The sequence below is a fragment of the Chromobacterium sp. CV08 genome (genome assembly GCF_051129845.1).
Lineage (GTDB): Bacteria > Pseudomonadota > Gammaproteobacteria > Burkholderiales > Chromobacteriaceae > Chromobacterium.
On the sequence record NZ_CP150453.1, the window covers coordinates 599,366 to 621,273 of the forward strand.

Genomic DNA, 21,908 nt, shown 5'->3' on the forward strand with positions numbered 1-21,908 from the left:
GGCCGAACCGACGAAACGCGTTGCAATGTGGGGGGCGCTTGCCATGCGAAAACTGATCTGGGCGGCCTTGCTGCTGGCCGCCGTCGTGGTGCCGTTCGGCGCCTATGTCAGATTGTCCCACGCCGGGCTGGGCTGCCCGGACTGGCCCGGCTGCTACGGCCAGATATCGCCTGCGCACGCCGCAGACAGCATAGGCCGCGCGCAGGCGCTGGCGCCGGATGGTCCGGTCAGCCTGGGCAAGGCCTGGCGCGAGATGGCGCACCGCTATCTGGCCGGCAGCCTGGGCCTGCTGATCCTGCTGATAGGCTGGCGCGCCTGGCGCGAGAAGCGCCAGCGGCTGCCGGCCGGCCTGCTGCTGGCGACGGTGGGCCTGCAGGGCCTGCTGGGCATGCTGACGGTGACGCTGGTGCTCAAGCCGGTCATCGTCACCTCCCACCTGCTCGGCGGCATGGCGGTGCTGCAGATCCTGGCCTGGATGGCGCTGGCGCCGGGCCTGGCGCCGGTCCGCGTCCCGGCGGCGCTGCCCAGGCTGGCCGGCCTGCTGGCGTCGGCGCTGGTGCTGCAACTGGCGCTGGGCGGCTGGGTGTCCAGCAACTACGCCGCGCTGGCCTGCCAGGGTTTTCCGGCCTGCAACGGCCAGGGCTGGCCCGAGCTGCGCTTCGACCGCGCCTTCCATTTATTGCGCGAACTGGGCGAGTCGCCGGACGGCGGCCTGCTCGATTTCGCCAGCCTGGTGACCATACATTGGCTGCATCGCCTGGGCGCGCTGGCGGTGTCCTTGCTGCTGTGCTCGGTAGTGTGGCTGGGCTGGCGCGAGACGGCGCTGCGTCCGCATCTGGGCTGCCTGGCCGCGGCCTGGCTGCTGCAGATCGGCCTCGGCGTCGCCAATGTGCTGCTGCAGCTGCCCTTGCCGCTGGCGGTGGCCCACAACGCCGGTGCCGCCTTGCTGTTGATGACGGCCTTGCTGCTGCGGTCGCGCCTGAGGGCGCCGGCGGCCGCGAGACGAAGGGCGGCGCTGCCGGCGCCGCCGCTGGGGCCGTGGGGCCGGCCGGGAGCGGAGCGATGAGCGCGCTCGGCCTGCCGCTGTGGCGCCAGCACGCGCAGGCGCTGTGGCAATTGTCCAAGCCGCGGGTGGTGGCCTTGATCGTGTTCTGCGCGGTGATAGGCATGTTCCTGGCCAGTCCCGGCCTGCCGGACGCGACGGTGGTCGTGCCGGCGACGCTGGGCATCGCGCTGGTGGCCGGCGCGGCGGCGATGATCAACTGCCTGGTCGAGCGCGGCGTCGACGCCCGTATGCGCCGCACTGCCTGGCGCGCGACCGCCACCGGCGACGTCGGGACGCTGGAAACGCTGTTGGTGGCGCTGTCGGCCGGCGGGGCAGGCCTGACGCTGCTGCTATTGTGCTGCAACGCGCTGACCGCCTGGCTGACGCTGGGCACCTTCGTCGGCTACGCCATCGTCTACACGCTGTTGCTGAAGCCGAACACGCCGCAGAACATCGTCATCGGCGGCGCCAGCGGCGCGATGCCGCCGGTGCTGGGCTGGGCGGCGGTCAGCGGCGAGATCAGCGCCTTCGCGCTGGTGCTGTTCCTGATCATCTACGCCTGGACGCCGCCGCATTTCTGGGCGCTGGCGCTGTACCGGCGCGACGACTACGCCCGCGCCGGCCTGCCTATGCTGCCGCTGACCCACGGCCAGCGCTACACGACCTTGTCCATCGTGCTGTACAGCGTGCTCTTGTGCGCGATCACGCTGCTGCCGGCGGCGCTGGCGACGGTCGGTTGGATCTATCTGGCCGCGGCGCTGGCGCTGGACGGCAGGCTGTTGTTCCTTGCCGTGCGCCTGCATCGACAGTATGCTGACGCTCTGGCGCGCCGCGTTTTCGCCTGGTCGATCTGGTATCTGACCCTGCTGTTCGCGGCCTTGTTGTTAGACCATTACTGGCTGATTCCGCTTTCCTGATGTCCAAATTCCTGCACTTCCTGTCCGGATTCCTGATCGTGCTGGCGCTGAGCGCCTGCGCGCCGCCCGCCGTCGATTTCAAGGGCACGTCGATAAACGATGATTCGATGGGCGGCGGCTTCACGCTGATAGACTACAGCGGCAAGCCGCGCAGTCTGGACCAGTTCCGCGGCAAGGTGGTGGCCGTGTTCTTCGGCTACACCAACTGTCCCGACGTCTGCCCGACGACGATGCTGGAGTACGGTTCGGTGATGAAGCAGCTGGGCGCCGACGCGGACAAGGTGCAGGTGCTGTTCATCAGCGTCGATCCCGAGCGCGACACGCCGCAGGTGCTGGCCGGCTACGTGCCGCACTTCGACAAGCGCTTCATCGGCCTGACCGGCGGCGTCGACGCGATCGAGAAGGTGAAGAAGCAATACAAGGTGGTGGCGCAGAAGGTGCCGACGCCAGGCGGGGGCTACAGCGTGGACCACAGCGCCGGCTCCTATCTGCTGGACCGGGACGGCAAGCTGAGGGTATTTGAGGCCTACGGCACGCCGGCGTCCAACCTTGCTTATGATATCAAGCAGTTGTTACGCTAAACTTGGCGTATCACTCCACTCCCGAAGACATGAAAGTCGGCATATCGTGAGCAACGACCCCACTCCCGTCAATCCGGCCGGCCAGCACCAGTCCCTGGACCTGGCCAGATTCACGCTGGCTTCGCCGGCGGAGATCGCCCAGCATCTGTCTGGTATCGCCAAGCACGGTCACATGGTGACGGTTTTCGCCAACAAGGGGAAAAACTTCATCCTGACCCGCTTGCTGGAGGTTGATTACCAGGCCGGCGTGTTCACCTTCGACTGGGGCGCCGACGAGGACACCAACCAGCAGGTGCTGAACAGCGAGCGCAATGTCTTCGTCTGCTCGCCGGAAGGCGTGAAGACCCAATTCGTCGCCGGCCAGATCAGCCGGGTGACGGTGGACGACAGGCCGGCCTTCCAGTGCCGGCTGCCGGATCAGGTGATCAAGCTGCAGCGGCGCGAGTTCTTCCGCATCCAGACGCCGCTGGGCACCCCGGTGTTCTGCCATATCGGCGACTTCAACCAGCGCGCGATCGATCTGGCGCTGTTCGACATCAGCCTGGGCGGCATGAGCCTGTGGCTGCCCGGCGTAGACACGCCGGGCTTCGACCTCGGCCAGCAGTACCTGCAGTGCTCGATAGAGCTGAAGCCGCTGGGCGTGCTGACGCTGGGCATCGAGGTGCGCCACCGGCTGACCGCGCGGATGCGCAACGGCAACGAGGCGATGCGGGTCGGCTGCTCCTATCTGAACCTGACGCCGCCGATGGAGACGCTGATACAGCGCTATGTCGGCCTGCTGGAGCGCGAGCGCCGCGCGCTGGTCGGCTGACGCCGGCACATCCAATCACTTTCGCAGTAGAAGACCATGAAGCTGACCATCGCCCTGTCCAAGGGCCGAATCTTTGAAGAGACGCTGCCGCTGCTGGCGGCGGCCGGCATCGTGCCGGCGGAAAACCCGGAATCGTCGCGCAAGCTGATCATAGGCACCAACCACCCGGAGGTGCAGCTGGTCATCGTGCGCGCGTCCGACGTGCCGACCTATGTGCAGTACGGCGCGGCCGACCTCGGCATCGCCGGCCGCGACGTGCTGATCGAGCACGGCGGCGCCGGCCTGTACCAGCCGCTGGACCTGAACATCGCCAAGTGCAAGATGATGGTGGCGGTGCAGGAGGGCTACGACTACGACGCCGCGGTGCGCCAGGGCGCGCGGCTGAAGATCGCCACCAAATATCCGCTGATCGCCCGCGAGCATTTCGCGAAGAAGGGCGTGCACGTCGACATCATCAAGCTGTACGGCTCGATGGAACTGGCGCCGCTGGTCGGTCTGGCCGACGCCATCGTCGACCTGGTGTCCACCGGCGGCACGCTGCGCGCCAACAAGCTGGTGGCGGTCGAGCACATCATAGACATCAGCTCGCGGCTGGTGGTCAACCAGGCCGCGCTGAAGCTGAAATACGACGCGATCCAGCCGGTGCTGGACGCCTTCGCCGGCGCCGTGCCGGCCTGATCGACACGCATGCCGGCCGGGTAGCGGTCAACCGATGGCCTCGGCCGGCGTTGGCCATTGTTCAGGCCTCAAGCATCAGAGAATCGTTATGTTGAAACTGTCATCTTCCCAGCCCGACTTCGCCGCGCGCCTGCAGGCGCTGCTGGCCTTCGAAACCGCGCAGGACCCCGCAGTCGACGCCGCCGTGGCGTCGATCTGCGCCGACGTCCATCATCGCGGCGACGCGGCGCTGGTGGAGTACACCAACCGTTTCGACCGCATGCAGGCGGCGAGCATGGCCGATCTGACGCTGAGCCGCGAACAGCTGGAGGCCGCCTGGGAGCGTTTGCCTGCCGACGTGCGCGACGCGCTGTCGGCGGCCGCCGGGCGGGTGCGCCGCTACCACGAAAGGCAGCTGGCCCACTCCTGGAGCTACGAGGACGAGGACGGCACGCTGCTGGGCCAGCAGGTGACGGCGCTGGACCGCGTCGGCATCTACGTGCCGGGCGGCAAGGCCGCCTATCCGAGCTCGGTGCTGATGAACGCGCTGCCGGCCAAGGTGGCCGGCGTGGCCGAAATCATCATGGTGGTGCCGACGCCGGGCGGCGAGCGCAACGACCTGGTGCTGGCGGCGGCCTATATCGCCGGCGTCGACAAGGTGTTCACCGTCGGCGGCGCCCAGGCGGTGGCCGCGCTGGCCTACGGCACCGAAAGCGTGCCGCAGGTCGACAAGATCACCGGCCCCGGCAACGCCTACGTCGCCGCAGCCAAGCGCCGGGTGTTCGGCGTGGTCGGCATCGACATGGTGGCCGGCCCGTCCGAGATCCTGGTGATCTGCGACGGCGACACCGACCCGGACTGGGTGGCGATGGACTTGTTCAGCCAGGCCGAGCACGACGAGATCGCCCAGGCCATCCTGCTGTGCCCGTCGGCCGAATACATCGCCAAGGTCGAGGCCAGCATGGCGAAGCTGTTGCCGGCGATGCCGCGCCGCGCCATCATAGCGGCCAGCCTCGGCAACCGCGGCGCGCTGATCCAGGTGAAGGATCTGGCCGAGGCCTGCGAGATCAGCAACACCATTGCGCCGGAGCACCTGGAGCTGTCGGTGGCCGATCCGGACGCCTTGCTGCCGCGACTGCGCCACGCCGGCGCCATCTTCATGGGTCGCTTTACTTCGGAGAGCCTGGGAGATTACTGCGCCGGTCCCAATCATGTGCTGCCGACCAGCCGCACCGCCCGCTTCGCCAGCCCCTTGGGCGTCTACGATTTCCAGAAGCGCAGCAGCCTGATCCGCGTGTCGCAGGCCGGCGCGCAGAAACTGGGCCGCGTCGCCAGCTTGCTGGCGCATGGCGAGGGGCTGACCGCGCACGCCCGCGCCGCCGAGCTGAGGTTGGACAAGTAAGTCCGTCGTAGCCGCGCCGCAACAGGCGAGGCCCGCCGGGCGCGCGGCGGTAGTCCGCCGCGCCCGGACGCGTTACGATGTTTTTTTGCCCGTTCGCGGGACCATGACGGCGGCTCGCGCCGCAGACACACGATGACGATCAAACTGACCGCCAAGCAACTCGTACGCGACGAGATCGCCGCCATCGGCGCCTACCATGTGGCGCCGGCCGCGGGTTTCATCAAGCTGGACGCGATGGAAAACCCATGGCCGCTGCCCGTCGAGTTGCAGCACGAATTGGCCGCCGAGCTGGCCCGGGTGGCGCTGAACCGCTATCCGGACGCCAACGGCGGCGGCCTGAAGGACGCGCTGCGCGAGGCCTTCGGCATCCCGGCGGCGGCCGACATCGTGCTCGGCAACGGCTCGGACGAGCTGATCACGCTGGTGACGCAGGCGCTGGCGCGTCCCGGCGCCAAGCTGCTGGCGTTGGAGCCGTCCTTCGTGATGTACAGGATGAACGCGCTGTTCTCCGGCCTGCAATACGTCGGCGTGCCGCTGCGCGAGGACTTCACGCTGGACCTGCCGGCCACGCTGGCCGCCATCGAGCGCGAGCGGCCTGCGGTGGTCTTCGTGTCCTACCCGAACAATCCCACGGGGCCGCGCTACGCCCGCGACGAGGTGATGGCCATCTGCCGCGCCGCGCCGGGGCTGGTCGTCGTCGATGAGGCCTATCAGAGCTTCGCCTCCGACAGCTTCATCGACCTGGCCGGCGAGCTGGACAACCTCTTGGTGATGCGCACGCTGTCCAAGCTGGGGCTGGCCGGCATCCGCCTCGGCTACGCCGCGGCCTGCCCGGCGTGGATCGATGAATTGAACAAGGTGAGGCCGCCGTACAACGTCAACGTGCTGACCCTCGCCGCCGCCCGCTTCGCATTGCAGCATCTGGAGGTGTTCAACCGCCAGGCGGCCGAGCTGCGGGCCGAGCGCGCCCGACTGTCCGACGCGCTGGCGGCGCTGCCCGCGTTGGCCGTCTTCCCGTCCGAGGCCAACTTCATCACCGTCCGCGCGCCGGACGCGCCGGCGCTGTTCCAGCACCTGAAGGCATCCGGCATCCTGATCAAGCAGCTGCACGGCAGCCATCCGCTGCTGGAGAACTGCCTGCGCCTGACCGTCGGCAGCCCGGACGAGAACGCCGCGCTGCTTGCCGCCATCCAACGTTTTTTCGCCTGAAGCCATGAGAACCGCAACCGTCACCCGCAACACGCTGGAAACCCAGATCACCGTCACGCTGAATCTGGACGGCACAGGCCAGGGCCATTTCGAGACCGGCGTGCCCTTCCTCGACCACATGATGGACCAGATCGCCCGCCACGGCCTGATCGACCTGGACGTCAAGGCGGTCGGCGACCTGCACATCGATGCCCACCACACGGTGGAGGACATCGGCATCACGCTGGGCCAGGCCTTCGCCCGCGCCATCGGCGACAAGAAGGGCATACGCCGCTACGGCCACGCCTACGTGCCGCTGGACGAGGCCTTGAGCCGCGTGGTGGTCGACCTGTCCGGCCGCCCGGGCCTGGTCTACGACGTCGAATACACCCGCGCCAGCATCGGCCAGTTCGACGTGGACCTGTTTTCCGAGTTCTTCCACGGCTTCGTCAACCACAGCATGGTCACGCTGCACATCGACAATCTGCGCGGCCACAACAGCCACCATCAGGCCGAGACCATCTTCAAGGCCTTCGGCCGCGCGCTGAGGATGGCCTGCGAGCACGACGAACGGATGGCCGGCATCACGCCGTCCACCAAGGGAACGCTGAGCATATGAGCCGGGTCGATCCCGGCGTCGCCGGCCTCAACCACCTGTGTCTGTCGGTGCCCGATCTGGATGCGGCCCTGGCCTTCTATGACCGGTTGATGCCGGCCATGGGCTGGCGGGGGCGCAGCAGCGCCGATTCGCGCGCCTATGTCGCCGGCAACTACGAAATCTATCTGCAGCAGAGCCAGGCCGCCGGCGCGGGCTTCGTCCGCCATGGCGTCGGCTTGCAGCATCTGGCCTTCAACGCGCCCAGCCGGCAGGCTGTGGACGCGCTGCATGCGCTGCTGCTGGAGATCGGCGCGCGCGTCACCGACGCGCCGGCCGAGTATCCGCATTACGGCGACGGCTACTACGCCGTTTTTTTCCAGGATCCGGGCGGTATCGCGCTGGAGTTCTGCCACACCCCGAACATGAGCTTGTAGCAAGATGAAAGTCGCAGTCATCGATTACGGCATGGGCAATCTGCATTCGGTGCTGAAGTCCCTGCAGGCGGTCAACGAAAACGGCGCCGACATCTTCCTGACGCGCGATCCGGATGCGGTGATCAAGGCCGACAAGGTGGTCTTCCCCGGCCAGGGCGCGATGCCGGACTGCATGCGCGAACTGAACCGCCACGGCCTGGCCGACGCCGTCCGTGAAACCACGCAGAACAAGCCGTTTTTTGGAATCTGCGTCGGCGCGCAGCTATTGTTCGAACATAGCGAGGAAGGCGACACCGCCGGCCTGGGGTTGTTTCCGGGCAAGGTGGTCCGTTTCGCCGACGATCTCGTCGCCGGCGGCGAGCGTCTGAAGGTGCCGCACATGGGCTGGAACCAGGTCTACCAGGCCAGATCCCATCCCTTGTTCGCCGGCATCGCCGACGGCGAGCGCTTCTATTTCGTGCACAGTTACCATTTTGCGCCGGCCGACGCGGCGCTGACGCTGGCGGAAAGCGATTATCCGCAGCGGTTTGCCTGTATCGTCGGGCGTGGCAATATATTCGCCACGCAGTTTCACACCGAGAAGAGCCACCGGGCCGGTCTTCAGATGATGAAGAACTTCCTGGCCTGGGACGGCAATGTTTAACTTACGTTTCGACTTAGCACCATGCTGCTGATACCCGCGATAGACCTGAAAGACGGTCAATGCGTGCGCCTGAGACAGGGCGCAATGGACGATGCCACCATCTTTTCCGATGATCCGGTCAAGGTCGCCGCCCACTGGCGCGACCAGGGCGCGAGACGGCTGCATCTGGTGGACCTGAACGGCGCCTTCGCCGGCAAGCCCAAGAACCTGGCGGTGATCCGCGACATCCTCGGCGAAGTCGGCGAGGACATGCCGGTGCAGCTGGGCGGCGGCATCCGCGACCTGGACACCATCGAAGCCTACCTCGACATGGGCCTGGCCTACGTGATCATCGGCACCGCCGCGGTCAAGACGCCGGGCTTCCTGCACGACGCCTGCGACGCCTTCCCCGGCCAGGTCATCGTCGGCCTCGATGCCAAGGACGGCATGGTGGCGATAGACGGCTGGGCCAAGATCACCAACCATAACGTGATCGATCTGGCCAAGCGCTTCGAGGACTACGGCGTCAACTCGGTGATCTACACCGACATCGGCCGCGACGGCATGATGACCGGCGTCAACATCGAGGCCACCGTCAAGCTGGCGCAGGCGCTGACCATCCCGGTGATCGCCTCCGGCGGCCTGAGCAACCTCGACGACATCCGCGCGCTGTGCGCGGTGGAGGACGAGGGCATCGAGGGCGCCGTCACCGGCCGCGCGATCTACGAGGGCAGCATAGACTTTGCCGCCGCGCAGACGCTGGCCGACGAACTGGCCGGTTGATCCGGCCGGGCGCGCCGGCGGCGGGCGGGTCCCGCCGCTTCGGCGCGCCTGAAGCTTTCTGGAAACGCACATGCTTGCCAAACGCATCATCCCCTGCCTGGACGTGACCGCCGGTCGCGTGGTCAAGGGCGTCAACTTCCTGGGCCTGCGCGATGCCGGCGACCCGGTCGAGATCGCCCGTCGCTACAACGAGCAGGGCGCCGACGAACTGACCTTCCTCGACATCACCGCCAGTTCCGACCAGCGCGACATCATCCTGCACGTGATCGAGGCGGTGGCCGAGCAGGTGTTCATTCCGCTGACCGTCGGCGGCGGCGTGCGCAGCATCGCCGATATCCGCCGCCTGCTGAACGCCGGCGCCGACAAGGTCAGCATCAACACCGCCGCGGTGACCCACCCCGAATTCGTCCGCGAGGCGTCCGAGCACTTCGGCAACCAGTGCATCGTCGTCGCGCTGGACGCCAAGGCGGTGACGCCGGAGAACGACCGCTGGGAGATCTTCACCCACGGCGGCCGCAACCGCACCGGGCTGGACGCCGTCGAGTGGGCGCGCAAGATGCAGCAACTGGGCGCAGGCGAAATCCTGCTGACCAGCATGGACCGCGACGGCACCAAGATCGGTTTCAATCTGCCGCTGACGCGCGCGGTGTCCGACGCGGTGAACATTCCCGTCATCGCCTCCGGCGGCGTCGGCAATCTGCAGCACCTGGTGGACGGGGTCAGGGACGGCCACGCCGACGCGGTGCTGGCCGCCAGCATCTTCCATTTCGGCGAATACACGGTGGCCGAGGCCAAAGAGGCGATGCGCGCCGCCGGTATCGAGGTGAGGCTATGAGCTGGCTCGACGAAGTGAAGTGGGACGACAAGGGCCTGGTCACCGCCATCGCCCAGGACGCCGCCAGCGGCCGCGTGCTGATGGTGGCGTGGATGAACCGCGAAAGCCTGCAGCTGACCGCCGACACCGGCATCGCCCACTACTGGAGCCGTTCGCGGCAGAAGCTGTGGAAGAAGGGCGAGGAGTCCGGCCATCTGCAGACGGTCAAGGAGCTGCGCCTCGATTGTGACGGCGACGTGATCGTGATGCAGATCGAACAAATCGGCGGCATCGCCTGTCACACCGGACGGGAAAGCTGCTTCTACCGCCGTTTCGACAATGGCGGCTGGACGACGGTGGACGCCGTGCTGAAGGATCCGCACGCGATCTACCGTCCCTGAATTGCCGTCGGTCAACGCCGACGGCGCCGGCCGGGTTACAATGGGCCGGTTTTGTCAGAATGTCATGCCCGCGCCGTATACTGTCTGGCCGGCGGACGCAAAGGATTACACGATATGAGCACCCCGGATGTGTTGAAAAGCATAGCCGACACGCTGGAAGCCCGGCGCGAGGCCAGTTCCCAGTCCTCCTACGTGGCCTCGCTGTTCCACAAGGGCGAGGACGCCATCCTGAAGAAGGTGGCGGAGGAGGCAGCCGAGACGCTGATGGCGTCCAAGGACAAGGACAAGCTGCACCTGGTGCGCGAAGTGGCCGATCTGTGGTTCCACACGATGGTGCTATTGGCATATCATGGCCTGCGGCCGGAAGACGTTGTAATGGAGCTGCATAGGCGCGAGGGCATTTCCGGCCTCGACGAGAAAGCCTCGCGCAAACCCACAGTCTGAACGACGGAACACATGATGAGCGATTGCCTTTTCTGCAAGATCGTGGCGGGCCAGATTCCCGCCAGCAAGGTTTACGAAGACGACGACGTGCTGGCCTTCCACGATATCCGGCCGATCGCGCCGGTGCATTTCATGATCATTCCGAAGCGGCACGTCGACTCGCTGGCCCACTGCGGCCCCGAGCACGAGGCGGTGCTGGGCAAGATCCTGACGCTGGCGCCTAAACTGGCCAAGGAGCAGGGCCTGGAGTCCGGCTTCAAGACCGGCATCAACACCGGCCGCGGCGGCGGCCAGGAAGTGTTCCACCTGCACGTGCACGTGTTCGGCCACAAGGGCTGAGGCGGCACCCGTTTTTCGAAACCGAGGAAGAGTCACAATGGGTTCTCTGAGCATCTGGCATTGGCTGATCGTGCTGTTGATCGTGGTCTTGGTGTTCGGCACCAGAAAGCTGCCCGGCATAGGCAAGGATCTGGGCAACGCGGTCAAGGGCTTCAAGGAAGGCATGGCCGAGGGCGGCAAGGACGCCCAGCCGCCGGCCAAGGACGCCGGCCGCATCATCGACGGCGAAGCCGACAAGAAATAAGCACGGACGGTGACGCGGCGTGCTTGACATCAGTTTCGGCGAATTCGTCCTGATAGGCGTGGTGGCGCTGGTCGTGCTCGGCCCGGAGCGGCTGCCGACGGTGGCGCGCACCGTCGGCGCGCTGGTGGCGCGGGCGCAGCGTTTCGTCGCCACCGTCAAGGCCGACATCCAGCAACAGACCAATCTGCAGGAGCTGGACAGCCTGCGGCAGAACCTGCAGGACGCCGCCCACAGTTTCCGCGGCCAGCTGGAGGCCGAGGTGCAGCAGGCGCGCGACGCCATCGACCAGCACGCCGCCGAGGCGCGCGAGCTGGCCGAGCAGGCGGCCCAGCCGTTCGACGAGGCCGGGCGCACGATACACGGCGGCTTGCAGCCGGACGCCGCGCCGCTGTTTCCCGACGAGGCCATGCCGGTGCCGGAGGACTTGGCGGCGCAGACCGAACTGCCGCCGCGCGACGACAGCCAGCTCGACCTGTTCGACGACCCGCCGCCGCATCGTCCGCCCGCTTCCCAACCCCCAGCCTCTGAAGCCCGCGAATGAACGAACAACCGCTGCTCGCGCACCTGATCGAGCTGCGCACCCGGCTGGTGCGCGCGCTCCTGGGCATCGCGCTGACCTTCCTGTGCCTGTTCCACTGGTCTTCCGACATCTACCACCTGCTGGCCAAGCCGCTGCTCGACGCCTTGCCGCAGGGGGGCAGCATGATCGCCACCGAGGTGACGTCCACCTTCTTCGTGCCGATGAAGGTGACGATGCTGGTGGCCTTCCTGATCTCGCTGCCGAACACCTTGTACCAGGTCTGGGCCTTCGTCGCGCCCGGCCTGTACAGCCATGAGAAGAAGCTGATCGTGCCGCTGCTGCTGTCCAGCCTGCTGCTGTTCCTGACCGGCATGGCCTTCGCCTATTTCCTGGTGTTCCCGGTGGTGTTCCACTTCATGTCGGCGGTGACGCCGGCCGGCGTCAGCATGATGACCGACATCGACAAATACCTGTCCTTCGTCCTCGGCATGTTCCTGGCCTTCGGCGCCACTTTCGAGGTGCCGGTGGTCGTGGTGCTGCTGACGCGGATGGGCGTGGTATCGGTGGCCAAGCTGCGCGAAGGGCGGCCGTACGTGATCGTCGGCGCCTTCGTCATCGCCGCCATCGTCACGCCGCCGGACGTGCTGTCGCAGACGATGCTGGCGGTGCCGCTGTGGTTGCTGTACGAGGCCGGGGTGGTGGTGGCGGCGCTGATGGAGCGCAAGGCGCGGGCACGCGAGCAGGCGGAGTCCGCCTGATGAGCCGCGACGGCTTCCGCAGCGGCGCCGCGGCGTCGCTGATCGCCCTGATCGCGCTGACGCTGGCCTGGGAGCTGTGGCTGGCGCCGCTGCGTCCCGGCGGCTCCTTCCTCGCCTGCAAGGCGCTGTTCCTGCTGCTGCCGCTGCGCGGCATCCTGGCCGGCAGGCTCTATACCTATCAATGGTCCAGCATGTTCATCCTGGCCTTTTTCACCGAGGGCGTGATGCGCGGCTGGGCCGACCATGGCCTGGCGCAACGCATGGCCTGGTGTGAAGTGGCGATCAGTACACTATTCTTCATCTGTGTATTGGGATTTGCCAGGAGCTTCAAGCGTCGCGCTTGAGCCGGATTGTGCGAGCCTGTCGACCGGTGGCCCATGCCGCCGGTTTTTTTTTGGATTTTCGATATTGATTTCGAGTGAATTCAGCCATTCCGAATGCCAGGGCTGGCTGGCCGCCGCGGCAGTCTACTAAAATCGCGGCATAAGAGCCTGTTCAAGGGCTTTAACAACGGATCGGACGCAGTCCGGCCAGGTTTCAACAACATCGGGTGTGGGGAAGGATTATGCGAAATTTGTCTATCGCGGCAAGGATTACTCTCGGCTTCGCGCTGCTGCTGGCGGCGCTCATTCTGACCGGGCTGCTGACGCAGCTCGGACTCGGCAAGATTTCCCAAAGGGTGGCGGAGGTCAGCTCGCACGAACTGGTGTTCTACACCGACATCGTCGAGCTGCAGCGCGACATGGGCAATCTGCGCCGTTTCGAGAAGGATTACTTCATCAATATCGCCGACGACGCCAAGCGCTCGGAATACCTGGGCAAGTGGAAGTCGGCGCAGGAGCATGCGCAGAAGGCGATAGCCCAGGCGGCATCCCGGCCGCTGAACGACCAGGCGGCGCAGCAGTTGACCAAGCTGTCCTCGCTGCTGGCCGGCTACGCCGACGGCGTGGCCAAGGTCTCGACCCAGGTCGAGGGCAAGCGCGTCACGGCCACCGCGGACGCCAACAAGGAGCTGGAGAAGTACAAGGACAACATCCACCAGATGGAGAGCGTCAGCGCCGATCTGGGCAAGGCCGCCGCCGATGCGGTGGGCCAGCTCGATGAGCAGATCGACGCCACCGCCGCCTCGGTGCGCGGCCAGTTGCTGACGGAAATCCTGATCGCGCTGGTGGCCGGCGCCCTGGTGGCCTGGTTCATCATCGCGTCGATACGCCGGCCGCTGCTCAGCATGCGCGACGCCAGCCAGGAACTGGCCGACCAGCGCAACCTCAGATTGCAGCTGCCGGATTTCGGCCAGAACGAGCTGGGCAGCGTCGCCGGCTCGCTGGCCAAGCTGGTGGACAGCGTGCGCACCGTGGTGGTCGAATCGCAGGGCCATTCGACCCAGCTGGCGCAAGCGGCCGGCAAGCTGTCCGGCGTCAGCGAGCATGTGTCGTCGGCGGCGCAGCAGCAGTCGGAAGCGGCGGCCAGCGGCGCGGCGGCGATCGAGCAGATGTCGGTCAGCATCAATCTGGTGGCCGACAGCACCAAGGACGTCGAGCGCCAGGCGCGGCTGACGATGGAGCAGGCGGCCTCCGGCAGCGATCTGGCGCAGCAGGCCGCCGGCGAGATCCGCCAGGTCGCCAGCAGCATCACCGACACCGCCACGGTGATGGACGGCCTGAACCGGCGTTCGGCCGATATCGGCGACATCGTCCGGGTGATACACGACATCGCCGACCAGACCAATCTCTTGGCCTTGAACGCGGCGATAGAGGCGGCGCGCGCCGGCGAGATGGGCCGCGGCTTCGCCGTCGTCGCCGACGAGGTGCGCAAGCTGGCCGAACGCACCAGCCAGGCGACCACCGAGATCTCCAGCCATATCGACGGCGTGCTAGCCGACACCCAGCGTGCCTACCAGAGCATGCAGCAGGCAAACAGCCGCATCGAGACCGGCGTGGTCAGCGCGTCCAGCGTCGCCGACGCGCTGGGGCAGATCCGGGAACTGGCCGAGCAGTCGGTCGAGCGCATCGCCGACATCGCCAACGCCATCACCGAGCAGAGCCACGCCAGCCAGGAGGTGGCGCGCAATGTCGAGCAGATCGCGCAGATGAACGGCCAGACCAATCGGGCGGCCGGCGAGGCCAGCGCGCTGGCCGGCGAGCTGCGCGGGCTGTCGCACCAGCTGGACGACTGCCTGCAGCGCTTCCGCACCTGAGCGCCGCGAGGCGTCGCCAGAAAAGGCCCCGGTTCCCCGGGGCTTTTTTCCTGGCGGCTCAGTCCAGCGCTAGCGCCTTCAGCGTATTGGCATGCAGCGCCGGCCGCAGCGTCTCTGCCCCGAGGCCGCGCAGGCCGGCCAGAATCTCGACGAAGCGGGCCAGCTGCGCCGGCTCGTTGGGCACGTCCTGCGCGTACTCGGGGCGGATGTCGGGCGCGTCGGTTTCCAGTACCAGGCTGTCCAGCGGCAGCGTCGCCGCGAGCTGGCGGATGCGGCGCGAGCCGCTATAGCTCATCGCGCCGCCGAAGCCCAGCCGGAAGCCCTGGCGGATGAAGGCCCGCGCCTGCTGCTCGCTGCCGTTGAAGGCGTGGGCGATGCCGCATTCCACCTTCTGCTCGCGCAGATGCTTGAGCACCCGGTCGACCGAACGCCGCACGTGCAGCACCACCGGCAGGCCGTGCTTGCGGGCCAGCTTCAACTGCTCGACCAGCAGCGCCTCCTGCCGCGCCGGGTCCAGTTCCGGCAGGTAGAAATCCAGGCCGATCTCGCCGACGGCGACCGGCGCGTGCGCGGCCAGCGCCGCGTCCAGCAGGGCCAGATGCTCGTCCAGGTGCCGGTCCAGGTAGATCGGGTGCAGGCCGAAGGCGATCCAGCAGCCGTAGCGCTCGCGCATCGCCAGCACGTCGTCGAAATTGCCGGCCGTTACCGCCGGCAGCAAGAGCTGGCCGACGCCGGCGGCCCGCGCGCGCGCGACGACGGCGTCGACGCCGGCGCGCAGCTCGGGCGCGTCCAGATGGCAGTGGCTGTCGATCAGGCAGCCGGCGGCAGGCCGGAAGTCGAAGCGGCTCACAGCTTCCACGTGAATCCCAGCAGCGTCTGCCAGCCGGCGGTGTGCTCGCCGGTGTTTTCCGCCGCCCAGCGGCTGCCGGCGCCCAGGTCCAGCGTCCAGTGGCGGGAAAGCGGGTGCGACATCAGCAGCAGCAGATTGCTTTGTTCCAGTTGCCAGCCGGGGCCGTCGTCGCTATGTGCCAGGCCGAGCCGGCGCTTCTGGTTGGCCAGGCTGGCCCAGCCCAGCAAGGAGAACTTCTGTCCCATCCAGTCGCCCAGCGGCGCGTCCAGCGTGGCCACCAGCAGCTGGCCGGGATGGCTGTCGCCGATGCGGCTGGCGTAGCCGAAGGACAGGCTGCCGTCGAGCGGCAGGTCGAAGCCGTAGCGCGCCAGCGCCAGGCTCTGCGACACCCCGCCGCCCAGGCTCCAGGCCGGCTCGTTGGCTACGCCCAGCGACACCCAGCCGGCCGGCGCCGGCAAGGCCCAGCCGCCTTCGCCGTCCTGCACGTAGAGCGCGCCGAAACGGGTGCGGTACTGCAGGTCCACGCTGGGCTGCAGCCGCGACGAATTGCCGTAGGACGTCTGCCGCGTCATCAGCTCGGTGCTGATGGACAGATCGAGATCCTTGCCGTCTTCGGCGCGGCAGGGCAGGGCGGCCAGCAGGCATAGCAGGCTGGCCAGAGCGGGTAGGCGGAACATCGCGACTCCGGTGTCTTCGAGGGCGGGCGCGGCGAGGCGCCGCGATTGACGTGACCTGGGCCCCGTCTCAAGCGTCTATCTTAGCCAACTTGCCGGCCGGGCGCGCGCTTGCCGCTCACGCCTCTTCCTCCTCTTCGGCCTGCATCTGCTGCAGCAGATACAGCCGCTGGTAGATGCCGCCCTGGCGCATCAGCGCGTCGTGGGTGCCGGTCTCGGCGATGCGGCCGTGGTTCAGCACCACGATGACGTCGGCGTCGCGTATCGTCGACAGCCGGTGGGCGATCGAGATCAGCGTGATCTTGCCGGCCAGCCGCGCCAGCGCCTGCTGCACCAGTTGCTCGGTCTCGCTGTCTATCCGCGAGGTGGCCTCGTCCAGCAGCAGGATGCGGGGCTTGCCGGCCAGCGCGCGGGCGATGGCGACCAGCTGCTTCTGTCCGCTGGACAGCCGCGCGCCGCTTTCGCCCATATCGCTGTCGTAGCCGTTCTCCAGCGACAGGATCAGCTCGTGGACGCCGGCCGCGCGGGCGGCCGCCTCGATCTCTTCCTGCGGCAGGCCGCGGCCCATGTCTATGTTTTCGCGGGCGCTGGCGGCCAACAGGAACGGGTCCTGCGGCACCAGGCCGACGCCGGCGCGGAAGGCGGCGTCGCCTATCGCGTCCAGCGGCTGGCCGTCGACCAGGATCGTGCCTTGCTGCGGACGATAGAAGCGCAGCAGCAGCGACAGCAGCGTCGACTTGCCGCTGCCGGTATGGCCGACGATGCCGACGAAGGCGCCGGCCGGAATGTCCAGGCTCAGATCGTGCAGCACCGGGTGCGCCGGCTGGTAGCCGAAGCGCAGATCGCGGAAGCTGACCGCGCCGGCATCGATGCGGCCCTGCTCGGCCGGCCGCGGCGCCGCCGCCTCGTCCAGCAGCTGGCCGACGCGGCCGGCGGCCACCAGCGCCTGTTGCAGCTGGCCGAACTGCAGCGTGATCTGGATCAGCGGCTCGACGACGCGGCCGATATAGCCGACGAAGGCGTACAGCACGCCGATTTCGACGGCGCCGAGGCCGCGCTGGCCGTAACTGTGTATCACCGCGACCAAGAGCAGCACGTTCAGCAGGTCCAGCGCCGGGCGCAGCAGCCAGGCGTTGGCGCGCAGCTCGAGCCGCCGCGCCTGGTAGTAGCGCTGGTTGACGTCGTCGAAGCGGGCGATGAAGCGGGGTTCGGCGTTGCTGGCCTGCAGCACGGCGATGCCGGAGATCGATTCCGCCATCTGCGCGTTGATGTCGCTGCGCAGCGCGCGGGAGCGCGCCACCGACGGCGCGCTCAGGCGCTGGTACAGCCAGACGATGGCGACGGTGGCCGGGAACAGCAGCAGCGTCACCAGCATCAGCCGCCAGTCCAGCCAGGCCATCGCCGCCAGCGCGCCCAGCACCACGATGCTGCTGTTGAGGATGACGAACAGCGCCTGCACGTACAAGGCCTTGACCGACTCGGTGTCGTTGGTGACGCGGCTGACCAGCTGGCCGGTGATGGCCTGGTCGAAAAAGGCCATAGGCAGCCGGATCACGTGGCGGTAGACCCGCTCGCGCAGCCGCAGCACCGAACGCATCGCGACGCCGGCCAGCCGCACCAACTGCCGGTAGCGCAGCAAGGCGGCCGCCAGGCCCAGGAGCAGGCTGGCGGCCAGCAGGCCGGAGATGGCGGGCCAGTCGGCCCGGTGCGGCAGCAGATAGCTGTCGATGAAGATCTTGCCCAGCAGCGGCGCAGCGGCCTCCAGCAGCGCGGCCAGCATCAGCCACAGCGCGCCGCGCAGGAACTGGCCGCGGTCGGGGCGGGCGGCGTCGGCCAACAGCGCGGCGGCTTGGCGTATCGGCGTGCGGCGGGTGTCAGATTGCATCGAGGCTGGCCTCCAGTTGCTGATAGCGCCATTGGCCGGCATACCAGCCGTCCTGCCGCAGAAGTTGTTCGTGGCTGCCCTGCTCGACGACGCGGCCGTGCTGCAGCACCACGATGTGGTCGGCGTCGGCGACCGCCGACAGCCGGTGGCTGACGATGATCACGCTGCGGCCCTGCCGCGTCGCGCGCAGGTGCTCGAGAATGCGGGTCTCGGTCTCGGTGTCCACCGCCGACAGCGCGTCGTCCAGCAGCAGCAGCGGCGCGTCGGCCAGCAGCGCGCGGGCAATGGCCAGCCGCTGGCGCTGGCCGCCGGACAGCGTGACGCCCTTTTCCCCGACCGGCGTGGCGTAGCCCTGCGGCAGCCGCAGGATGTCGTCGTGGACGGCAGCCTGCCGCGCGACGCGCTCGATGTCCTGCTGGCCGGCCCCGGGGCGGGCCAGCGCGATGTTCTCCGCCACCGTGGCCGAGAACAGGAAGGCTTCCTGCGGCACCCAGCTGATCGCGCCGCGCAGCGCGGCCAGCCGGTAGTCGGCGATGTCGGCGCCGTTCCAGCGTATCGCGCCCTGCTGCAGCGGATATTGCCGCATCAGCAGCTTCAGCAGCGTGGACTTGCCGCTGCCGGTCGGGCCGACCACGCCCAGCGTGTCGCCTGCCGGCAGCTCGATGCCGATCTGCTGCAGCGAGGCCGGGGCGTCGGCGGCGTAATGGAAGGTCAGGTCCTTCATCGTCAGCGCGCCGGGGATCAGCGTGTCCAGCGTGCCGTCGTCGGTCACCTGAGGGGCCTCGTCCAGCACCGGCCGCAGCCGCACCCAGGCGGCGGCCCCGCGCTGCAGCAGCGACAGCACCCAGCCGGCGGCGAACATCGGCCAGATCAGTTGCACCAGATACATATTGAAGCTAGTCAGCGCGCCTATCGTCAGCTGGCCCTGCCACACCAGGTAGCCGCCCACCGTCAGCGTGATCAGCGTGGCGAACACCAGGGTGGCGCCGACCACCGGCTCGAAGGCGGCTTCCCAGCGCTGCGCCTCGAAGCTGCTGTCCGAGGCGGCGGCTGCCAGCCTCGACAGCTCGGCGTCGTTGCGGGCCTCCAGCCCCAGCGCCCTGAGCGTGCGCACGCCGGACAGCGTTTCCTGCACATGGTCGTTGAGCCGGCCGAAGCGCGCCAGCGCCTCGCCCCATTCGCGGTGGATGTGATTGGAGATGCGGGAGAAGGCCAGGGCCATCAGCGGGAACGGCAGCAACGCCGCCAGCGCCAGCCGCCAGTCGACGCCCAGCGTCATCATCGCCAGTATCAGCACCAGGGTCAGCATGCCGTCGAAGCCGGCCAGCATCGCCTCGCCGGCCGCCATCTCGACCGAATCGATGTCATTGGTGGCGCGCGCCATCAAGTCGCCGGTACGCTGGCGCTGGAAGAAGGCCGGACCCTGGGCGGCCAGCTGCCGGTACAGCCGGGTGCGCAATTCCACGCCCAGCCGGTAGGAGGCGGAGAACAACTGCAAGCGCCAGCCGACGCGCAGGAAATAGATCGCCAGCCCCATCGCCAGCAGCTTGGCCAGCTCGGCCAGCAGCGCGTCGCCGGCCAGCCTGCTCGCCACCAGCGCGTCGACGATGTGGCCGACCTGGCGCGGGATCAGCACGGTGAGCACCGCCACCGACGCCAGCATCAGGGCGGCCAGGACATAGGATCGCCAGTGGCGCGAGACGAAGCTGAACAGCAGGCGGGACAAAGTCATCGGGCGGCAGCGATTGGTTCGGGACGGTCCATTCTATGCAAAGCCAATTGTCATGGCTAGCGGGCTTTTGTTTCACTTCCGCGATCCGGCCGTCCGGCGGAACCGCCCGCCCGGAGCGGTTTTCAGTACTGGTAGACGCCGCGGCGCGGCGGCGGTTCCACTTCCAGCGGCAGGCCCTGCATCTCGCGCAGCGACGATTCTATCGTATGGCACAGCGTGGACAGCGGCAGGTCGTTGCCCTCGGTCCCGAACGGCTCCTCCAGCTCTTCGGCGATCTGCTCCAGCGCGAAATAGGTGTAGGCGATGAAGACCGCGATAGGCGGCGTCAGCCAGCCTATGCTACTGGCCAGTCCGGCCGGCAGCAGCAGGCAGTAGATGGTCACCGTGCGGTTCAGCAGCACGCGGTAGGTGAACGGCATCGGCGTGGTGGCGATGCGCTCGCAGCCGCCGAGGATTTCCGACAGCGTGTTCAGATTGTGGTCCATCGCGAGCCACTGCAGCTCGCTCAGCCGGCCGGCGCGCTGCAGACGCTGCGTCTCGCCGCCCAGCCAGGCCAGGATCAGCGCCGGACGGAAGCGGCCGGCCATGATGCGTTCGCGTTCGCCGGCGGGCAGCAGCCGCGCCAGGTGCTCGTCGGCGTCGTCGCCGCGCAGCTGGGCCTTCAGCGCGTAGGCGAACGCGCATACCGCGTCGGCGAAGCGGCGGCTGTCGGCGTCGTCGCCGAGCGCCGCCAGCATCTGCCGGCCCAGCGAGCGGCTGACGATCAGCAGGCTGCCCCACAGCTTGCGCGCCTCCCAGAAGCGCTCGTAGCTGACCGAATTGCGAAAACCGAGAAAGATGGCCAGCGACACGCCCAGCAGCGTGAAGGTGGGAATGCCCAGCGACGATTCGCGCAGGCTTTGCAGCCACCAGTGGCGGATGGCGGCGGCGACGACGGCCACCGTCAGCACCATCAGCAGCCGGGGCAGGATGCGCGGCAGCACCGAGCCGTGCCAGACGAAGAGCAGGCGGAACCAGGACGGGGTATTGCGGACGATCATGGCGCGGCGACCAGAAGGCTAAAATCGAATGTTACACAATTATCTTCATCGAAATAGTCGCGATGTCGCCGTCGGACGCGCCGGGATCGGACGGAGGCGGGCTTGCCGTCGATGACCTGGCATAAAGAACAGTTTTTGCCGATGTCAATCGTTCTATAACGAACGAATTGCGCAAAGGGGTTTGTCCGCGCGGCCGCGTCCACCGCTCGTCCGCGCGTCGTGCCGCGGCGTCGGCCGGCTTCGGACGACGGCCCCCGCCATCCTCCCGCCGTCGCCGCGGATATTCCGCGTTCCCCGACGGGAGGCATCATGAAGACCACCACCATCCAGCCGGTCAAGCCGGCGCAGAGCGCACCGCTGGTGCTGCCGGCCGCCCAGCTGCGCAGCAATGCCCAGGCGCTGTTCACCCAATTGGACAAGGACGCGGCCGCGCGCGCCGAATTCATCCACAACCCGGCCGGCGTGCTGGCGGCCAAGGTCGGCCAGCGCCCGCTGCCGCCCCAGCAGGTATCCGACGTCAACCGCCTGTTGTTCACCATGCTGGCCAATGACGGCTTCCGCCAGTGGATGGACGACTATCAGGCCAGCCCGGGCGGCAAGCCGGTCAGCGAGGAGCAGTTCAGCAGGGATTTCGCCGCGGCGGTGCTGAAGTTCGGCGACGGCGACCTGATCCGGGCGATGTTCAAGCTGGCCAGCGACGGTTTCGGCCTGCCGGGTTTCGGCAACTCGGCCGAACAGTTGCTGATCGGCCCGGAGAAAAGCCTGGTCACGCCGGCGGCGACGCCGTCGACATCGGACCAGACGCTGCGTTCCAGCCAGAACTTCAACGGCTTCGCCTCCGGCCTGTCGTTGGGCTTCGCCGGCGTGGTCGACGCGGCGCTGTTGCGGACGGTGATCGGCCAGCTGGTCGACCAGGCCAAGCAGATGCAGGCCGCCGGCCAGCTCAGGGTTTGAACTCGGGCCGCGGCGCGC

26 protein-coding genes are annotated in these 21,908 nt (G+C 67.8%); 21 read left to right on the forward strand and 5 right to left on the reverse strand.

The genetic code is table 11. The annotated features are described in order from the left end of the window. The first annotated feature begins 43 nt into the window (after window positions 1–43). The 20 genes from WNM05_RS02895 to WNM05_RS02990 all read left to right on the forward strand — a co-directional run bounded on the left by WNM05_RS02895 (window position 44) and on the right by WNM05_RS02990 (window position 14,755). Window positions 44–1,066 carry a COX15/CtaA family protein gene (locus WNM05_RS02895; RefSeq protein ID WP_434632348.1) on the forward strand — a complete coding sequence of 341 codons (1,023 nt, stop codon included), beginning with the start codon at window positions 44–46 and terminating at the stop codon, window positions 1,064–1,066. Beyond that, window positions 1,063–1,962 carry a heme o synthase gene (locus tag WNM05_RS02900; protein WP_434632350.1) on the forward strand — a complete coding sequence of 300 codons (900 nt, stop codon included), beginning with the start codon at window positions 1,063–1,065 and terminating at the stop codon, window positions 1,960–1,962. Before WNM05_RS02895 ends, WNM05_RS02900 begins: the two co-directional genes overlap by 4 nt. Continuing rightward, window positions 1,962–2,543: an SCO family protein gene (locus WNM05_RS02905; protein ID WP_434632352.1), complete on the forward strand. Its 582-nt coding sequence runs from the start codon at window positions 1,962–1,964 to the stop codon at window positions 2,541–2,543. Before WNM05_RS02900 ends, WNM05_RS02905 begins: the two co-directional genes overlap by 1 nt. A 46-nt stretch (window positions 2,544–2,589) precedes the next feature. Beyond that, a complete protein-coding gene (locus WNM05_RS02910; protein WP_434632354.1) occupies window positions 2,590–3,354 on the forward strand; it encodes a flagellar brake protein in 765 nt (254 codons plus the stop codon). 36 nt (window positions 3,355–3,390) lie between these two features. Beyond that, window positions 3,391–4,032 carry an ATP phosphoribosyltransferase gene (gene hisG / locus WNM05_RS02915; RefSeq protein WP_434632357.1) on the forward strand — a complete coding sequence of 214 codons (642 nt, stop codon included), beginning with the start codon at window positions 3,391–3,393 and terminating at the stop codon, window positions 4,030–4,032. Between the two features lie 88 nt (window positions 4,033–4,120). Next, on the forward strand, window positions 4,121–5,413 hold the full coding sequence (hisD, locus tag WNM05_RS02920; RefSeq protein ID WP_434632360.1) for a histidinol dehydrogenase: 1,293 nt from the start codon (window positions 4,121–4,123) through the stop codon (window positions 5,411–5,413). Window positions 5,414–5,545: 132 nt separating this feature from the next. Continuing rightward, entirely contained in the window at window positions 5,546–6,622 is a 1,077-nt protein-coding gene (gene hisC / locus WNM05_RS02925) for a histidinol-phosphate transaminase (protein ID WP_434632362.1), read from the forward strand. A gap of 4 nt (window positions 6,623–6,626) precedes the next feature. Beyond that, on the forward strand, window positions 6,627–7,220 hold the full coding sequence (gene hisB, locus WNM05_RS02930) for an imidazoleglycerol-phosphate dehydratase HisB (RefSeq protein WP_434632365.1): 594 nt from the start codon (window positions 6,627–6,629) through the stop codon (window positions 7,218–7,220). Next, the gene (locus WNM05_RS02935) at window positions 7,217–7,633 is read left to right on the forward strand and encodes a VOC family protein (protein WP_434632367.1); all 417 of its coding nucleotides are present in this window, start codon (window positions 7,217–7,219) and stop codon (window positions 7,631–7,633) included. The genes hisB and WNM05_RS02935 overlap by 4 nt, the downstream gene beginning before the upstream one ends. A gap of 4 nt (window positions 7,634–7,637) precedes the next feature. Continuing rightward, window positions 7,638–8,276, forward strand: a complete 639-nt coding sequence (gene hisH, locus WNM05_RS02940) for an imidazole glycerol phosphate synthase subunit HisH (protein WP_434632371.1) — start codon at window positions 7,638–7,640, stop codon at window positions 8,274–8,276. Window positions 8,277–8,297: 21 nt separating this feature from the next. After that, window positions 8,298–9,038 (forward strand): 1-(5-phosphoribosyl)-5-[(5-phosphoribosylamino)methylideneamino]imidazole-4-carboxamide isomerase, encoded by a 741-nt coding sequence (gene hisA, locus WNM05_RS02945; protein ID WP_434632374.1) that lies wholly within the window; start codon window positions 8,298–8,300, stop codon window positions 9,036–9,038. Between the two features lie 70 nt (window positions 9,039–9,108). Then, on the forward strand, window positions 9,109–9,873 hold the full coding sequence (hisF, locus tag WNM05_RS02950) for an imidazole glycerol phosphate synthase subunit HisF (protein ID WP_434632377.1): 765 nt from the start codon (window positions 9,109–9,111) through the stop codon (window positions 9,871–9,873). After that, a complete protein-coding gene (gene hisI / locus WNM05_RS02955) occupies window positions 9,870–10,253 on the forward strand; it encodes a phosphoribosyl-AMP cyclohydrolase (protein ID WP_434632378.1) in 384 nt (127 codons plus the stop codon). The genes hisF and hisI overlap by 4 nt, the downstream gene beginning before the upstream one ends. Window positions 10,254–10,367: 114 nt before the next feature. Further along, complete coding sequence (locus WNM05_RS02960; RefSeq protein WP_434632380.1) at window positions 10,368–10,697, forward strand: phosphoribosyl-ATP diphosphatase; 330 nt, start codon at window positions 10,368–10,370, stop codon at window positions 10,695–10,697. A gap of 15 nt (window positions 10,698–10,712) precedes the next feature. Beyond that, a complete protein-coding gene (locus tag WNM05_RS02965; RefSeq protein WP_434632381.1) occupies window positions 10,713–11,036 on the forward strand; it encodes a histidine triad nucleotide-binding protein in 324 nt (107 codons plus the stop codon). A gap of 37 nt (window positions 11,037–11,073) precedes the next feature. Next, a complete protein-coding gene (gene tatA / locus WNM05_RS02970; RefSeq protein WP_101710492.1) occupies window positions 11,074–11,280 on the forward strand; it encodes a Sec-independent protein translocase subunit TatA in 207 nt (68 codons plus the stop codon). Window positions 11,281–11,299: 19 nt separating this feature from the next. Then, entirely contained in the window at window positions 11,300–11,821 is a 522-nt protein-coding gene (tatB, locus tag WNM05_RS02975) for a Sec-independent protein translocase protein TatB (RefSeq protein WP_434632384.1), read from the forward strand. Next, window positions 11,818–12,558 (forward strand): twin-arginine translocase subunit TatC, encoded by a 741-nt coding sequence (tatC, locus tag WNM05_RS02980; protein ID WP_434632387.1) that lies wholly within the window; start codon window positions 11,818–11,820, stop codon window positions 12,556–12,558. Before tatB ends, tatC begins: the two co-directional genes overlap by 4 nt. Next, entirely contained in the window at window positions 12,558–12,902 is a 345-nt protein-coding gene (locus tag WNM05_RS02985; RefSeq protein ID WP_434632389.1) for a DUF2069 domain-containing protein, read from the forward strand. Before tatC ends, WNM05_RS02985 begins: the two co-directional genes overlap by 1 nt. A 221-nt stretch (window positions 12,903–13,123) precedes the next feature. Continuing rightward, entirely contained in the window at window positions 13,124–14,755 is a 1,632-nt protein-coding gene (locus tag WNM05_RS02990) for a methyl-accepting chemotaxis protein (protein WP_434632390.1), read from the forward strand. A 58-nt stretch (window positions 14,756–14,813) separates the two neighbouring features. On the opposite strand, the gene WNM05_RS02995 is transcribed toward WNM05_RS02990, so the two are convergent. The 5 genes from WNM05_RS02995 to WNM05_RS03015 all read right to left on the reverse strand — a co-directional run bounded on the left by WNM05_RS02995 (window position 14,814) and on the right by WNM05_RS03015 (window position 20,936). Continuing rightward, window positions 14,814–15,614 carry a TatD family hydrolase gene (locus WNM05_RS02995; RefSeq protein ID WP_434632392.1) on the reverse strand — a complete coding sequence of 267 codons (801 nt, stop codon included), beginning with the start codon at window positions 15,612–15,614 and terminating at the stop codon, window positions 14,814–14,816. After that, window positions 15,602–16,282: a hypothetical protein gene (locus tag WNM05_RS03000; protein WP_434632394.1), complete on the reverse strand. Its 681-nt coding sequence runs from the start codon at window positions 16,280–16,282 to the stop codon at window positions 15,602–15,604. The genes WNM05_RS02995 and WNM05_RS03000 overlap by 13 nt, the downstream gene beginning before the upstream one ends. A gap of 115 nt (window positions 16,283–16,397) precedes the next feature. Then, a complete protein-coding gene (locus WNM05_RS03005) occupies window positions 16,398–18,164 on the reverse strand; it encodes an ABC transporter ATP-binding protein (RefSeq protein ID WP_434632396.1) in 1,767 nt (588 codons plus the stop codon). Beyond that, a complete protein-coding gene (locus WNM05_RS03010) occupies window positions 18,154–19,896 on the reverse strand; it encodes an ABC transporter ATP-binding protein (RefSeq protein ID WP_434632399.1) in 1,743 nt (580 codons plus the stop codon). The genes WNM05_RS03005 and WNM05_RS03010 overlap by 11 nt, the downstream gene beginning before the upstream one ends. A 122-nt stretch (window positions 19,897–20,018) precedes the next feature. Beyond that, window positions 20,019–20,936: a bestrophin family protein gene (locus tag WNM05_RS03015; RefSeq protein ID WP_434632402.1), complete on the reverse strand. Its 918-nt coding sequence runs from the start codon at window positions 20,934–20,936 to the stop codon at window positions 20,019–20,021. A gap of 309 nt (window positions 20,937–21,245) precedes the next feature. Here WNM05_RS03015 and WNM05_RS03020 point away from each other — a divergent pair, with 309 nt between their 5' ends. After that, window positions 21,246–21,890, forward strand: a complete 645-nt coding sequence (locus WNM05_RS03020; protein ID WP_434632404.1) for a hypothetical protein — start codon at window positions 21,246–21,248, stop codon at window positions 21,888–21,890. Window positions 21,891–21,908 lie beyond the last annotated feature (18 nt).

What these genes read in the sequence shown, in the direction of transcription:
- WNM05_RS02895 (WP_434632348.1), top strand. Translation starts at nt 44, where the DNA reads ATGCGAAAACTGATCTGGGCGGCCTTGCTGCTGGCCGCCGTCGTGGTG.
- WNM05_RS02900 (WP_434632350.1), top strand. Translation starts at nt 1,063, where the DNA reads ATGAGCGCGCTCGGCCTGCCGCTGTGGCGCCAGCACGCGCAGGCGCTG.
- WNM05_RS02905 (WP_434632352.1), top strand. Translation starts at nt 1,962, where the DNA reads ATGTCCAAATTCCTGCACTTCCTGTCCGGATTCCTGATCGTGCTGGCG.
- hisG (WP_434632357.1), top strand. Translation starts at nt 3,391, where the DNA reads ATGAAGCTGACCATCGCCCTGTCCAAGGGCCGAATCTTTGAAGAGACG.
- hisD (WP_434632360.1), top strand. Translation starts at nt 4,121, where the DNA reads ATGTTGAAACTGTCATCTTCCCAGCCCGACTTCGCCGCGCGCCTGCAG.
- hisC (WP_434632362.1), top strand. Translation starts at nt 5,546, where the DNA reads ATGACGATCAAACTGACCGCCAAGCAACTCGTACGCGACGAGATCGCC.
- hisB (WP_434632365.1), top strand. Translation starts at nt 6,627, where the DNA reads ATGAGAACCGCAACCGTCACCCGCAACACGCTGGAAACCCAGATCACC.
- WNM05_RS02935 (WP_434632367.1), top strand. Translation starts at nt 7,217, where the DNA reads ATGAGCCGGGTCGATCCCGGCGTCGCCGGCCTCAACCACCTGTGTCTG.
- hisH (WP_434632371.1), top strand. Translation starts at nt 7,638, where the DNA reads ATGAAAGTCGCAGTCATCGATTACGGCATGGGCAATCTGCATTCGGTG.
- hisA (WP_434632374.1), top strand. Translation starts at nt 8,298, where the DNA reads ATGCTGCTGATACCCGCGATAGACCTGAAAGACGGTCAATGCGTGCGC.
- hisF (WP_434632377.1), top strand. Translation starts at nt 9,109, where the DNA reads ATGCTTGCCAAACGCATCATCCCCTGCCTGGACGTGACCGCCGGTCGC.
- hisI (WP_434632378.1), top strand. Translation starts at nt 9,870, where the DNA reads ATGAGCTGGCTCGACGAAGTGAAGTGGGACGACAAGGGCCTGGTCACC.
- WNM05_RS02960 (WP_434632380.1), top strand. Translation starts at nt 10,368, where the DNA reads ATGAGCACCCCGGATGTGTTGAAAAGCATAGCCGACACGCTGGAAGCC.
- WNM05_RS02965 (WP_434632381.1), top strand. Translation starts at nt 10,713, where the DNA reads ATGAGCGATTGCCTTTTCTGCAAGATCGTGGCGGGCCAGATTCCCGCC.
- tatA (WP_101710492.1), top strand. Translation starts at nt 11,074, where the DNA reads ATGGGTTCTCTGAGCATCTGGCATTGGCTGATCGTGCTGTTGATCGTG.
- tatC (WP_434632387.1), top strand. Translation starts at nt 11,818, where the DNA reads ATGAACGAACAACCGCTGCTCGCGCACCTGATCGAGCTGCGCACCCGG.
- WNM05_RS02985 (WP_434632389.1), top strand. Translation starts at nt 12,558, where the DNA reads ATGAGCCGCGACGGCTTCCGCAGCGGCGCCGCGGCGTCGCTGATCGCC.
- WNM05_RS02990 (WP_434632390.1), top strand. Translation starts at nt 13,124, where the DNA reads ATGCGAAATTTGTCTATCGCGGCAAGGATTACTCTCGGCTTCGCGCTG.
- WNM05_RS03000 (WP_434632394.1), bottom strand. Translation starts at nt 16,282, where the DNA reads ATGTTCCGCCTACCCGCTCTGGCCAGCCTGCTATGCCTGCTGGCCGCC.
- WNM05_RS03005 (WP_434632396.1), bottom strand. Translation starts at nt 18,164, where the DNA reads ATGCAATCTGACACCCGCCGCACGCCGATACGCCAAGCCGCCGCGCTG.
- WNM05_RS03010 (WP_434632399.1), bottom strand. Translation starts at nt 19,896, where the DNA reads ATGACTTTGTCCCGCCTGCTGTTCAGCTTCGTCTCGCGCCACTGGCGA.
- WNM05_RS03015 (WP_434632402.1), bottom strand. Translation starts at nt 20,936, where the DNA reads ATGATCGTCCGCAATACCCCGTCCTGGTTCCGCCTGCTCTTCGTCTGG.
- WNM05_RS03020 (WP_434632404.1), top strand. Translation starts at nt 21,246, where the DNA reads ATGAAGACCACCACCATCCAGCCGGTCAAGCCGGCGCAGAGCGCACCG.